The 13,700-nt window shown below is 45.2% G+C and carries 10 protein-coding genes, 1 other RNA gene and 1 other annotated feature; all 11 genes read left to right on the forward strand.

What is annotated here, in order from left to right; genetic code table 11:
• The first annotated feature begins 108 nt into the window (after positions 1–108).
• Positions 109–567, forward strand: coding sequence for a hypothetical protein (locus tag EYS13_RS03175; protein ID WP_227765855.1), 459 nt, complete (start codon positions 109–111; stop codon positions 565–567).
• A 173-nt stretch (positions 568–740) separates the two neighbouring features.
• Entirely contained in the window at positions 741–3,539 is a 2,799-nt protein-coding gene (recJ, locus tag EYS13_RS03180) for a single-stranded-DNA-specific exonuclease RecJ (RefSeq protein ID WP_227765857.1), read from the forward strand.
• On the forward strand, positions 3,539–4,057 hold the full coding sequence (locus EYS13_RS03185) for an adenine phosphoribosyltransferase (RefSeq protein WP_227765859.1): 519 nt from the start codon (positions 3,539–3,541) through the stop codon (positions 4,055–4,057). Before recJ ends, EYS13_RS03185 begins: the two co-directional genes overlap by 1 nt.
• Before the next feature lie 37 nt (positions 4,058–4,094).
• The gene (locus EYS13_RS03190) at positions 4,095–6,269 is read left to right on the forward strand and encodes a RelA/SpoT family protein (RefSeq protein WP_227765860.1); all 2,175 of its coding nucleotides are present in this window, start codon (positions 4,095–4,097) and stop codon (positions 6,267–6,269) included.
• Between the two features lies 1 nt (position 6,270).
• Positions 6,271–6,720, forward strand: a complete 450-nt coding sequence (dtd, locus tag EYS13_RS03195; protein ID WP_227765862.1) for a D-aminoacyl-tRNA deacylase — start codon at positions 6,271–6,273, stop codon at positions 6,718–6,720.
• 53 nt (positions 6,721–6,773) lie between these two features.
• Positions 6,774–7,397, forward strand: a complete 624-nt coding sequence (locus EYS13_RS03200; protein WP_227765864.1) for an MBL fold metallo-hydrolase — start codon at positions 6,774–6,776, stop codon at positions 7,395–7,397.
• Positions 7,398–7,400: 3 nt separating this feature from the next.
• Positions 7,401–8,849, forward strand: coding sequence for a coproporphyrinogen dehydrogenase HemZ (hemZ, locus tag EYS13_RS03205; protein ID WP_227765866.1), 1,449 nt, complete (start codon positions 7,401–7,403; stop codon positions 8,847–8,849).
• A 22-nt stretch (positions 8,850–8,871) separates the two neighbouring features.
• Positions 8,872–9,098: a binding site (T-box leader), on the forward strand.
• A gap of 70 nt (positions 9,099–9,168) precedes the next feature.
• Positions 9,169–10,428, forward strand: coding sequence for a histidine--tRNA ligase (gene hisS / locus EYS13_RS03210; RefSeq protein WP_227765868.1), 1,260 nt, complete (start codon positions 9,169–9,171; stop codon positions 10,426–10,428).
• Between the two features lie 317 nt (positions 10,429–10,745).
• Positions 10,746–12,545, forward strand: coding sequence for an aspartate--tRNA ligase (gene aspS, locus EYS13_RS03215; protein ID WP_227765871.1), 1,800 nt, complete (start codon positions 10,746–10,748; stop codon positions 12,543–12,545).
• Between the two features lie 79 nt (positions 12,546–12,624).
• A non-coding RNA gene (gene ssrS, locus EYS13_RS03220) (6S RNA) lies at positions 12,625–12,805 on the forward strand.
• Positions 12,806–12,868: 63 nt separating this feature from the next.
• Positions 12,869–13,639: a tRNA threonylcarbamoyladenosine dehydratase gene (locus tag EYS13_RS03225; protein WP_227765872.1), complete on the forward strand. Its 771-nt coding sequence runs from the start codon at positions 12,869–12,871 to the stop codon at positions 13,637–13,639.
• Positions 13,640–13,700: the final 61 nt, after the last annotated feature.

Raw genomic sequence — 13,700 nt, forward strand, 5'->3', positions numbered from 1 at the left:
TAAACTTACAGCTTAGCTGCCTTACAATTAGGTTTATTAATGGCAAATGCTTATGCGGTCGCATTTCGGGGCAAAATAAGATGTTAATCTTAAGCCGAGGTGAACCCGGTGGTCCTATTTGCCATCACCATACTGCTCTTATTTGGAATAGCTGTTACAGCGTTATACGGTTATAAAGGTGTTTTGTTTAATCTGTTGCTGCTGGTAGGAATATCTATGGCGGATGGCTTGGAAGCCATTTCCGGCTCTGAACTGCTGATTATTTTAGGCATTAGTACCGGTGCAATGGTTTTTTCCCTGTTGCTAGACAGGTTGAGTAAAAAGATACTTGATCCTTTTCCCTTGCGTGAGCTGTTTTTTGGGGGTTATTCCTTGGGAATACTTGTTGGAATGCTGCTGGCGCCGGTGCTAGCTGGCGGGGTTTTTGGCACTGTTATGGGTCTGCCGCTGTTGCGCAGGTACAGCCGCTTAGGGTTAAAAGCAATGTTCTTGACATTTGGGGGCTGGATGGGCAGGGTTATTGCTGTTACTATTTTAAACATCTGGTTTTTAATAAGCTATTTTTAGCTGCGTTTTTTAAAGAAAAATGTAAAATCATTTTTGGGGGCAGGAAAGAGCGAATTATAAGTCGAATTTATTTCAACCTGGAGTTTTTCCGGGTGTTTTTTTATGCACAATTTGACATTGCTTGCTCAAGTTTAGCACATCAATTATAATGTACGCATGGAGGAGAGGCCTTTATGTATGCAGGCCTTAAAGTATGGCAGATAGCAGCGCAGGATTTAGAGCTACAGGATAATTTAAGTTTCAAACTGCAAATTCCGCCTGTTATTGCCCAGATTTTAATTAACAGGGGAATCACTTCGCCAGAAGAAGCAGAAGCCTTTTTATTCCACACTTTGGCAGATCTTTCAGATCCTTGGGAATTACCCGACATGACCAGAGCAGTGGAGCGGATCATGCGGGCTTTGCAATTAGGGGAAAGAATACTGGTTTATGGTGACTATGATGTTGACGGCATAACCAGTACGGCTTTATTAACCTCGGTCTTGCACCGGTTGGGAGGGCAGGTCAGTTACTACATTCCTGAGCGGTTAGAGGAGGGATATGGCCTCAATAAATCTGCATTGGATTGGCTCAAAAAAGAGGTACAGGCAGATCTAATTATAACGGTGGACTGTGGAATTGTTTCTTGTGAAGAAGTTGCTTACGCTAACCGGCTGGGGATTGATATTATTGTCACTGATCACCATCAGCCTGGCCTAGAAATCCCGCCTGCGGTAGCTGTTATTAATCCAAAGGTCGCTCCTTCCTCCAGACTGCAAAATTTAGCAGGGGTAGGAGTAGCTTTCAAGCTGGCTCAAGCTTTATATAAGGTAAAATCATTGCCTCCGGTTAATGGGACGTTGGCAGGAGATACGCTGGACCTGGTGGTGCTGGGCACTATTGCCGACGTAGTTCCCTTGACGGGAGAGAACAGAATTATTGTTAAGTACGGGCTGCCAAGCTTGACTGCGTCACAAAGACCGGGAATTAAGGCTTTAATGCAAGTTGCCGGCTTGGAAGGAAAGCTTTTAACTACTGGTCAGGTGGCTTTTGGGTTGGCGCCCCGGCTTAATGCCGCAGGGCGACTTGGAAGTGCAGCACCTGCTGTAGAATTGCTTTTAACAACTTCCGAGCAAAGAGCCTGGGAACTGGCAAATAAGCTAAACAGGGAAAATGAAGAGCGGCAGTTGGTGGAAACCCAGATTTATCGTGAGGTTTGTGCAAGGGTAGAAAAAGAGATAGATTTGACCAAGGAAAAAGTAATCGTCCTGGCCTCTTCCCTTTGGCACGCGGGAGTTATCGGCATTGTTGCCTCAAAAATAACCGAACGCTATTACCGGCCTTCTATATTAATGTCTATCGAAGGGGATAAAGCTAAGGGCTCCGGGCGGAGCATTTCAGGATTTAATCTATTTAAAGCATTACAAAGTTGCGAACAACTGCTTTTAAAATACGGTGGTCATCACCAAGCAGCAGGTATGTCTTTAGCAGTGGAAAATATACCTCGCTTTAAGGACATGCTTAACGAATATGCTGATGAAGTATTGACTTCTGACAAGTTGACACCGATTTTAACAATCGATGCTGAACTACGGTTGGAGCAAATTAACGCTGAATTGTATAAGCAACTGGAAAAACTGGAGCCATACGGAACCGGTAATCCGGAGCCCATCTTATGCTGCCGCGGTGTTAAGTTGGCTGAATACCGGGTAGTTGGGAAAAATGGCAATCATTTGAAAGCCAAGTTGATAGATAAAAATCAGGAGATGGATGCTATTGGATTTAATCTGGCTCCACTTTTAAATAATTTTCAGGTAGGAATGACAAAACCGGTAGTAGATGCAGCTTTTACGCTTAGTGAAAATGAATGGAATGGCAGATCAAAGCTACAATTGCTTTTAAAAGATCTCCAGCGGCTTGAACCTGTACCACGGGAATTTACCAAACTCAATGGTTATATAGCTGCATTTTTGGATAAGTTGCTAGCAAATGCAAGATTGGGCATAATATGCATAATCAAAGCGCCCTTAAGGCGTATATGTACTGGATTGGCCGATTTTTTGCAAAGACATATGCTGATGTACGGCTTGCAAGTGATTAAGGTGGATGGTCAAAACATAACCCATCATGTAAACCCCGAAAGTTTAATAGGTAAAGTTATTGTTACCACTGAGGCTGCCTGGCAAAAACTGCAAGCGATATTCCCACAGCGTTGTGTTGAAATTTTTGACTACGCATGTTTCTTTTCAGAGGCAAGCTATAGGCCGAATATTTACGATGAACGCGGAACGGAAAAAACAAAAAGATTAGCGGAGATGGTCGATTCGGGCGAAAAAATAGTTGTCTATTTTAATTACCGGGAAGCTGCTTTTGACCAGGCTGAAAGGCTTGTTCGACTCTACCCGTCTTTCCAGGATAAGATAAAGGTTTTCTTTGGTAATGAGACTCTTACAGAACATTTTACCTTTAAGGATTCTCAGGTTGTGTTTACTAACCAGTTTCTGGAATTCTATAACTGGCCCGAAATCACAGCTAGGGTATTTTTTGAGCCGCCTTTCAGTTTAGAAGAGTTTTACTTAAGAACTTATTCGGCTCATACCAGTCCTGTATACTTGCTTTGGAATGATGAGGACGTGGTGACCAATGAAGAGGTGCTGAAGGCAATGTTTCCCGACAGAATATTTCTCATGAATTTAGTAAGGGTTCTTAAAACTCTACCTAACGGTCAACCGCTTAACATACTCTACTTGGCGCAGCAGTTGAATTTGCCTCTGAAACGGCTGGGAATAATTAAGTTAACTTCTGGGCTGAAGATACTTAGTGAACTGAAAAAAATTTACCGGAAAGACAAGGCATATTACCCTTTAGATATAGCTGGAGAGGTTGAACTGGAACAATCAGCCTATTTTACTGAAGGACAAATTGAGTTTGCTGCTCTGGTAGCATTTAATAATTCAGCTTTCCCTTGGGAGGCTACGATGGGGGTAGGATAATGGACTTAAAAACTAAAATTAGAGTAATACCTGACTTTCCTAAAGAAGGAATAAGTTTTAAGGATATTACTACTTTACTGTTGGATGGCGAAGCATTTAAATTCGCTATAGAGGAATTGGCCAAGAAATGTGCCGATAAAGAAATTGATTTGGTTGTAGGGCCCGAAGCCCGCGGGTTTTTAGTTGGGGCTCCTTTAGCTTTACAACTGGGTACCGGATTTGTTCCCGTGAGAAAACCCGGAAAGCTCCCTTTTAAGACAATGCGGGGAGAATATCAACTGGAATATGGCACAGATGAGTTAGAAATGCATATTGATGCTATCAAGCCAGGACAAAAAGTGCTGGTAGTAGATGATTTACTGGCCACCGGAGGAACAATTGCAACAACAATCGATTTGGTCAAGAGAAGCGGCGGGGAAATAGCAGGGGTAGCTTTTCTTATTGAATTAACGGAACTAAAAGGTAGGGAGAATTTAGCTGATTACGATGTAATATCTCTGATTCAATATCCGTTTTAATTGAAGTTTAAAAAAAAGATGTAAGAAGGTGAAATCCATGACCCTGGAGGACTTAATTAAAGAAGTTTTATCTTATCACCCCAATGCAGATCTGGCCCTAATCAAGGATGCTTATGCTTTTGCCTCCAGGGCCCATGAAGGGCAGAAGCGGAAATCCGGAGAGGCATTTATTATTCACCCTTTAGCTGTAGCATATATTTTGGCTCAATTGCAGTTAGATGTTATAACTATTGCTGCAGGTTTGCTCCACGACGTAGTTGAAGATACTACCGCTACTCTGGAAGAACTGGAGAATGCTTTCGGGCAGGAAATTGCTCTTTTGGTTGATGGTGTAACCAAATTATCCAGAATTGAATATAAATCAAAAGAGGAGCAGCAGGTAGAAAATCTGCGCAAGATGTTTCTGGCCATGGCTAAAGATATTCGGGTAATTTTAATTAAACTGGCCGACAGGCTGCACAATATGCGCACCTTGAAGCATCAGGATACCCACAAGCAAAAGGAAATAGCAGAAGAAACCCTGGAGATCTTTGCCCCCCTTGCGCACCGCTTAGGCATTTTCCGGCTCAAATGGGAATTGGAGGATTTGGCGCTACGCTTTTTGGCGCCGGACAAATACTATGAATTAGTGCAGAGTATTTCGATGAAGCGCCAGGAACGGGAAGCCTATATTAATGAGGTCATCGAGATTTTACAAGCAAAGTTAAATGAAATCGGGATCCAAGCGGATATTCAAGGACGGCCCAAACACTTTTACAGTATTTATAATAAGATGGTCAAACAAGGCAAGGAGTTAAGTGAGATTTACGACTTGATTGCCGTGCGGGTTATCGTGGACAGCGTTAAAGACTGTTACGGAGCACTTGGTATTATCCATACCTTGTGGAAACCAATTCCGGGCAGATTTAAAGATTATATTGCTATGCCCAAGCCCAACATGTACCAGTCGCTGCACACTACAGTAATTGGACCCAGGGGCGAACCTTTTGAAGTGCAGATTAGGACCTGGGAAATGCACCGTACTTCCGAGTACGGTATCGCTGCTCACTGGCGTTACAAGGAAGGGAAGGCAGGGGATAAAGATTTTGACCAGAAACTATCTTGGCTGCGGCAGCTTTTGGAATGGCAGCGAGATTTGCGGGATGCGCGGGAATTCGTAGATACTTTGAAAACCGACTTGTTTTCCGACCGGGTTTATGTTTTTACTCCTAAAGGGGACGTAGTTGAACTGCCAGTCGGTTCCGTTCCAATTGATTTTGCTTATCGTGTCCATACGGCGGTGGGCCATAACTGTGTGGGAGCCAAGGTTAACGGCAGGATTGTACCTTTGGATTACCAGTTAAAAACCGGGGACATTATTGAAATTTTGACTTCTAAAAGCAGTGGCCCCAGCAGGGACTGGTTGAAAATTGTACAAACCTCGCAAGCAAAAAACCGCATTCGACAGTGGTTCAAAAAAGAGACTAGGGATGAAAATATAATTAAGGGCAGGGAACTCTTAGAGAAAGAAGCTAAGAAACAAAATTTGGAGGCAGAACTTCTAAAACAGAGTCACTTACTGGAAGTCGCCAAAAAGTTTAACATCGCCACAGTTGAGGATTTGTATGCGGTTTTGGGCGATGGAGCAGGGTTAACGCCCCTGCAGGTCATCGCCAAACTCAGGGAAAATGCGTTGGCCAAGGTAGAAAAAGAACGAGGTAAAGTTTCGGTAACGGTCAAGCCATGGAACGGCTATGGCAAACCCTCCCAAGGAGTCAGGGTAAAGGGAATTGAAAATGTGATGGTACGCCTGTCCAGGTGTTGCAATCCCTTGCCAGGGGACCCAATTGTCGGTTATATCACCAGGGGTAGAGGTGTTTCCATCCACAGGGAGGATTGCCCAAATATTATCCATCACCATAAGGATGAGTTCGAAAGAATTATTGAAGTAGCATGGGATACGGAAGCCGAGGCCATCTACCAGGTGCAGATTGAAGCGGTGGCCGTTGACCGGCCTAGGTTAGCCATGGATATTATAACTACAATAGCTGATACTAAGACTACAATTAACGCTGTAAATGCCAGGGCAACTAAAAACAACCTGGCCACGGTTGATCTGAAGATCGAAATAAAAAGCCTGGATCATTTGCACCACATTATGGAAAGGATTAAAAAAGTAAAAGATGTAATGGAAGTAAAACGAATAACGCCGCATGGGAATATGGGAGGATAAGATGCGAGCAGTGGTACAAAGAGTGGTTAAAGGTAGCGTAACTGTGGACGGAGAGTTAGTAGGGGCAATTGGCCGGGGCTATGTTGTTTTATTAGGAGTGGCCGAGGGGGACGGGGAACAAGATGCCGCTTACCTGGCGGATAAGATTGTTAATCTGAGAATTTTTCCTGATGCCGAAGGTAAAATGAACCGTTCCCTGCTTGACGTAAGCGGGGAAGTGCTGGTTGTGTCTCAATTTACACTTTTAGGCGACTGCAGAAATGGCCGTAGGCCCAGCTTTACGCTGGCTGCCCGTCCCGAAAGGGCTGATGAGCTCTACCAATATTTTGTGGAGAAAGTAGCTGCCAAGGGAGTAAATGTTGCAACCGGTCGCTTTCAGACAGAAATGTTAGTGGAGATTATTAATGATGGACCGGTGACAATTTTGTTAGACAGCCAAAAGATGTTTTAACTTCAAACAAAAAAAACTTGACGATTCTTTGGATGAGAGTTGGAGGGTTGGAATTGATTTTTAAATCCATTAAAACAGGGCAAATTGCCACAAACTGCTATATCATCGGCTGCCAGGAAACGAAAGAGGGGGCTATAATTGACCCTGGGTTTGACGGCCAGGATATTTTTAATTTGGTGCAGGAAGAAGAACTTGATATTAAATACATTATTAATACCCATGGACACGGGGACCATATCGGGGCTAACGGTGAACTGAAAAGACTTACTGGGGCAGAGCTGTTGATCCATCAGGCTGACGCGGAATACTTAACCGATCCCGGGAAAAATCTCTCTGTATACATGGGAATGGAGATTAGCGGTCCGCCGGCGGACAGGCTGCTGCAAGATGGAGATGTCATAAAAATAGGTAACACTGTTATTTTGGAGGTTTTGCATACGCCTGGGCACACTCCTGGAGGGATAAGTTTGAAAGGGAAGAATTTTGTTTTTACTGGTGATACACTGTTTGCGGGATCTGTGGGCCGAACTGATTTTCCAGGCGGTTCCCAGGAAGAACTGCTGGCATCCATTAAGAACAAGCTTTTGGTCCTTCCGGGGGATTATCTAATTTACCCTGGCCACGGGCCAAGCAGTACTTTGGAAAAAGAAAAGCAAAGTAACCCATTTTTGGTTTAAAAGATGAAGATCCTTTTACACCTTCCCAGCCAGGATTTGTTTAACACTGTCCAGGATGTGGTTTGGCTGTTTGACCCTGAGGCCCAGTTAAATCAGCCTGATCAGCCCGAAGGGGAGTTATGGTTGAAGGTCGAAGATAGAAATCTCTTGGGAATGCTCACCTTAGGAGCAGGACGCCCGCTAACTGCAGAAATTGCCGGGGATTTCGAAAATTTTGCCGACCCGGAATTCAGAAGGCTGGTGCGATTTATTACCTACCGGCTTTTTGCCGCGGCTCTCGGGCAAAAATTCCCCTGGGGAATTTTAACCGGCATTAGGCCTACTAAAATAGTCCACCGCTTTTTGGATCAGGGGTTGTCCCAAGAAAAGATGATGCAAACTCTTGTGACGAATTATTGTCTTGATGTTACCAAGGCTGAATTGTTACTGGAGATCGCTTTAAGGCAGAGGGATTTTTTACCGCTTCCGGGTACGAAAAAAAGTAAAGTTGGGATATATGTGGGAATTCCTTTTTGCCCGACCCGCTGTAGTTACTGCACTTTTCCTGCCTTTGCCATCACCAGGTACGCAAATTTAGTCGAAGATTACATGCATCTGTTGCTCCAGGAGATTACTGCAGCAGGACAAGCGCTGCGTGGTAAAGGCATCCTGGTTGAGTCAATCTATGTGGGAGGGGGGACTCCTACCAGTTTAAACGTTAAGCATTTGGCAGCTCTCCTGGAAACTATCAATGCTAATTTGCGTTCGGACAGCACGCTGGAAGTAACCGTAGAAGCAGGCCGTCCCGAAACTATATCTGGCGAGAAAATTGAGTTATTTAAGAATATGGCAGTTGACCGGGTCAGCGTTAATCCCCAGACAATGCAGCAGCGCACACTTAGCGCTATCGGCCGGCAACACTCAGTGAGGGATGTGTACCGGGCAGTGGAACTGGTAAGAAAAGCAGGGATAAAATCTTTAAATATGGATCTAATCCTTGGTTTACCGGGCGAAGGTTTGGAAGATGTGGCTGATACCATGGGGAAAATTGCCACCATTGCTCCCGATAATCTTACCGTTCATACTTTGGCAATCAAAAAGGCCTCGTCTATCAAACAAGCAATCGCTAGTTTACCCTCGGAAAAAACAGTGTCCCAAATGCTTCTTTTGTCACGGGAAAAAGCCCTTGAGCTGGGGCTTAAGCCTTATTACATGTACAGGCAGAAAAAAATCCTGGCCAATTTGGAAAATGTCGGCTACGCGAAGCCCGGCTATGAATGCATTTATAATATCCAGATTATGGAAGAAAGACAGACGCTCTTGGGTTTTGGGGTGGGGGCAGGTACGAAATACGTTAATTCAAGGGATTTTAGCCTCAAGGCTGAATATAACCCTAAAGATTTGCTGGACTATCTCCGTAGAGGAACGGAATTGATCGACAGAAAAATTGACAAAATATCTGAAATTGAGTAAAATAGCATAAGTATTAATACGTTACAAAGCTATGAGCAGGAAGAGTAACGGTAAGCTTGTTTGCCAGGGAGGAAGGGCCGCGATTGTAAGCCCTTCTCATACGGGCCCGCGAAAGACACCTGCGAGCTGGAGGCGAAAAGCTCATTGCCAAAGCCTACCCGGGGACTGCCGTTATCAGTCCGCTAAAGTGGAATAACTTTGTTATTCAACAAGGGTGGCACCGCGGGAAACAGTTCTCTCGTCCCTATACCAAGTTATAGTGGCGGGAGTTTTATTATGTTAAAGACTTTAGATTATTTATCCAGAGGGAGGTTTGCAATTGTTGACTACACGCCCGAGAGGAACTAACGATATTCTGCCAGGAATGGTTGAACACTGGCGCTACCTGGAAGATCTTATCCATAGCATTTGTCGACAGTACGGTTATCGGGAAATTCGCACACCGATTTTCGAACATACAGAACTCTTTGCCAGAGGTGTAGGCGAAACTACGGATATTGTCGAAAAAGAAATGTACAGCTTTCAGGACCGGGGGGAAAGGAGTATTACCCTGCGGCCGGAGGGGACTGCCCCCACGGTTAGGGCCTTTTTGGAGAACAAGTATTATGCTGCTGCCCAGCCCACCAAATTCTATTATATTGGCCCAATGTTCAGGTATGGGCGGCCGCAGGCTGGGAGATTCAGGCAATTTCACCAGTTTGGGGTTGAAGTTTTTGGTTCCATGGATCCAAGTATTGATGCCGAGGTTATTGCTTTAGCCATGGATTACTATGAGCGCCTGGGCCTGCAAAACCTTCAGCTGCACATCAACAGCGTAGGGTGCGCTAAATGCCGCCCTGTCCATAGGGATAAGCTCAGGGAACACCTTTCGGCCAGTCTGGCTGACCTTTGTCCCACCTGCCAGGGGCGTTATGAAAAAAATCCTTTGCGCATCTTTGATTGCAAAAGCCCCCGGTGCCAGGAACTGGTGGCCGGAGCTCCTACGATTACTGACTGTCTCTGCCCTGAATGCGCCGGACATTTAGAAAAAGTGGAAACTTACTTACAAACCGTAGGCATAAAGTATAAAATTGACCCCTATCTAGTGCGGGGACTGGATTACTACACTAAAACCGCCTTTGAAATTATGGTAGAGGGCATCGGGGCGCAAAGCTCCATTGGCGGAGGCGGACGCTACGACCGCCTGGTGGAGGAATGCGGGGGCCCTGCCATACCGGGTATCGGTTTTGCCATGGGTTTGGAGAGAATATTACTCACCATGGAACAACAAGGCCTTTTGGCCGCTTTGCCCGCGTCTCAGGAAGTTTTCATTGCCACTGTTGCTCCGGAACAAGATTTGGCAGCATTTAAATTAGTTCAAGAACTGCGGCGCCAAGGTGTGGGAGCTGAAAAAGATTATCTGGCGCGAAGTCTTAAAGCCCAACTGAAATTTGCAGACAAATTGGGTTGCAATTATGTAGTCATCTTAGGAGAAGAAGAATTGGCAAAAGGCAAGGCGATGCTTAAATCAATGCGGACGGGCCAGCAGACTGAAGTCAACCTTGCCGAAATTGGTGCTTACGTTAAGCAAAAGGTTTAGGTCTAAATTGAAAATAACTGTAACGTCTATATCCTGTTGCTCCCACTGTCTGAATCAGGAGCACCAACTGCTCGCCACGGACTTTCAGCGGCACGCGGCTCTCGCTTTGTCCTTGCCGCTCCAGCGCTCTCGCAGCGTCCATGCTGCTCCGACCGCTTACACTCAAACTCTTCACAGAGCGCTCTATGGCTCGTCAAAAGGAGCAGCTACAACACAATGGGTTACAATTTTCATTTCTCTGATGGTGCTGACGATAAGCATGGGTGTCTATTTTGAAAATAAATAGAAAGTTTTTAGGAAAATTAGGGGGAGAGTAAATGCTGAAAGAAGCTGAAACAATGTATGGGCTGAAAAGAAGTCATAGGTGTGGAGAATTAAATTTAAAAGATAGCGATGCCGAAGTGGTCTTGATGGGTTGGGTACACAAGCGCAGGGATCATGGTGGTCTGATTTTTGTGGACCTGCGGGACCGTTCGGGAATTGTACAGGTGGTATTTAATCCTGAAATATCTGCAGAAGCTTTCGAGAAAGCCGAAGAAGTGCGCAGCGAGTATGTCCTGGCAGTTCGCGGCAAGGTCGTGGCGCGCCCCGAGGGTACAATTAACAAAAACCTGGCTACAGGTGAAATTGAAGTTTATGCTGAAGAATTGCGTATTCTAAACAGGGCAAAAACACCACCGTTTTACATTGCTGAAAATATCGACGTGGATGAAACTGTAAGGCTGCGCTATCGTTACCTTGATTTGCGCCGTCCGGACATGCAGCAGGCCATGATTCTCAGGCATAAAACAACGAAAGCTATGCGCGATTTTTTAGATAAACATGGTTTCTTGGAAATAGAGACGCCTATGTTGACCAAGAGCACTCCGGAAGGAGCCAGGGATTATCTGGTCCCCAGCCGCGTGCATCCGGGCGAGTTTTTTGCGCTGCCCCAATCACCGCAAATTTTTAAGCAGATCCTAATGGTTGCGGGCATGGACAGGTACTTTCAGATTGTCCGCTGCTTCAGGGATGAAGATTTAAGGGCCGACCGCCAACCGGAATTTACCCAGCTGGACATGGAAATGTCTTTTGTAGAAAGAGAAGACATTATCAATTTGGTGGAAAATATGATGGCATTTATTTTCCGGGAGACCTTAAGTGTCGAATTAACCGTTCCTTTTCCCCGTTTAACCTATCAAGAAGCTATGGACAGGTTTGGCTCCGATAAACCGGATTTGCGCTTTGGCATTGAATTGAAAGATGTATCGGAAATTGTTGCTAATTCTGGTTTTAAAGTTTTCAGTGAAGCTGTGGCCAGAGGGGGCCAGGTCAAGGGTATTAATGCTGAAGGCTGCGCTCATTACTCCAGAAAAGAAATAGATGATTTGACTAAATTAGCAGCTGTTTACGGGGCAAAAGGCCTGGCTTGGATTGCTTTAACTCCGGAAGGGCTAAAATCTCCTATTGCTAAATTTTTTACTGAAACTGAGTTGAATGCTATCCTAGAGAGGCTGCGGGCCAAAACAGGAGATTTGCTGCTTTTTGTTGCCGATACTCCGCAGGTTGTAGCTGATGCTCTGGGACACCTGCGCTTGGAATTTGCTAAAAGATTAAATCTCATCAACCCGCAAGAGTTTAATTTTGCCTGGGTAATTGACTTTCCGCTTCTCGAATGGGATCCGGAAGAGAAGCGCTATGTAGCTATTCACCATCCATTTACTGCTCCCCTGGAAGAGGACCTGGCACTTTTAGATACTGATCCAGGTATAGCCAGGGCTCAAGCTTACGATTTGATTTTAAACGGCATTGAATTGGGCGGAGGAAGCATCAGGATTCACCGTCGCCCCATCCAGGAAAAAATGTTTAGTTTGTTGGGCTTAAGCCCGGAAGAGGCGGTAGAAAAATTTGGATTCATGTTGGAAGCTTTTGAATATGGCACTCCGCCTCACGGTGGAATAGCCTTTGGTTTGGACCGGATGCTGATGTTGATGTGCGGCAAGGACACTATCAGGGATGTAATAGCGTTTCCTAAGACACAAAGCGCTACCGATCTGATGACCCAGGCCCCGTCTACAGTAGCAAACAAGCAACTGCGGGAGCTGCATATCAAACTTGATGTAGTTACTAAAAAGTAAAGTATAAGCTTATTGATTGCATGTATAAAACGGGTTGAAGACGGTTAAACATAATAATAAACGCTTATTAAGTTTAACCTATACCCTGCGGTGCACGTGGGGGGCCGTAAGTTTTGAGCCAACACCAATAATAAGGGAGACTGGACTCTGGATGGGGAATGTAGGCCTGGCAAGAACCGGGGAACAGGAAACATTCAGGAGGGCACCCACCTGCGAGAGCAGGTTCAAAACAGCGGCAGCACGGCATTTGCGGGGTTAATTTGTGCCAAAAATCGGAAATATACTTTGTTGTATTTTTTAGATAGTGAGGCGGTAATAAGTTGATGTTGCATCAATTTTCCAGAACCGAGCTTCTCATTGGGGCTGAAGGTCTTAAGAAGCTTGCTAAATCCAAAGTTGCTGTTTTCGGCGTAGGTGGTGTGGGTTCCTTTACTGCGGAAGCTTTAGCTAGGGCAGGAGTAGGGAAATTAGTACTTATAGATTATGATGAGATCTGTTTAACGAATGTCAACAGGCAGCTGCATGCACTGCACTCAACAGTAGGCAGGGCTAAGGTGGAGGTAATGCGGGAGCGAATCCTCGATATTAACCCTAATGCCGAGGTGGAAGCTGTTCGCGCCTTTTATACCCCGGAAAACAGGGAAGAGTTGGTGCATGACAATTTGGATTTTATTGTGGATGCCATTGATACTGTAACGGCTAAAATCGATTTAATTGTTTATGCACTTGAGAAGAGGATTCCAATTGTATCCAGCATGGGCGCCGGTAACCGCTTAGATCCCACTTCTTTTGTGGTAGCTGACATTTCCGAAACCAGGACTTGCCCACTGGCAAAAGTGGTGCGAAAAGAATTGCGCAAACGAGGAATAGAAAAGGGGGTTACCGTAGTCTATTCACCCCAGCCGGCATTAACTCCTAAACGCTTAGAAGTGAGCTGCAAGGATTACTGTATTTGCCCTGGTGGCGACGGTAACTGCACCAAGCGGCGAGCAATACCGGGCAGTATTTCTTTTGTGCCTGCGGTAGCCGGACTGATGCTAGCCGGGGTTGTGGTCAACCAGCTTTTAGCAAAGGAGCAGTCTTTATTAAGCTGATTGTGATTTAAACGGCATTTCAGATAGTTTATGCAAACGTTGGCTTTCAAGGTACTGTTAA

The sequence above is a fragment of the Zhaonella formicivorans genome (assembly GCF_004353525.1).
Classification (GTDB): Bacteria; Bacillota; DUOV01; order DUOV01; family Zhaonellaceae; genus Zhaonella; species Zhaonella formicivorans.

Bases quoted from the DNA above. Each gene is read 5' to 3' on its own strand.
- EYS13_RS03225 (WP_227765872.1), top strand. From the start codon at position 12,869: ATGTTGCATCAATTTTCCAGAACCGAGCTTCTCATTGGGGCTGAAGGT.
- hemZ (WP_227765866.1), top strand. From the start codon at position 7,401: ATGAAGATCCTTTTACACCTTCCCAGCCAGGATTTGTTTAACACTGTC.
- dtd (WP_227765862.1), top strand. From the start codon at position 6,271: ATGCGAGCAGTGGTACAAAGAGTGGTTAAAGGTAGCGTAACTGTGGAC.
- EYS13_RS03185 (WP_227765859.1), top strand. From the start codon at position 3,539: ATGGACTTAAAAACTAAAATTAGAGTAATACCTGACTTTCCTAAAGAA.
- aspS (WP_227765871.1), top strand. From the start codon at position 10,746: ATGCTGAAAGAAGCTGAAACAATGTATGGGCTGAAAAGAAGTCATAGG.
- recJ (WP_227765857.1), top strand. From the start codon at position 741: ATGTATGCAGGCCTTAAAGTATGGCAGATAGCAGCGCAGGATTTAGAG.
- EYS13_RS03190 (WP_227765860.1), top strand. From the start codon at position 4,095: ATGACCCTGGAGGACTTAATTAAAGAAGTTTTATCTTATCACCCCAAT.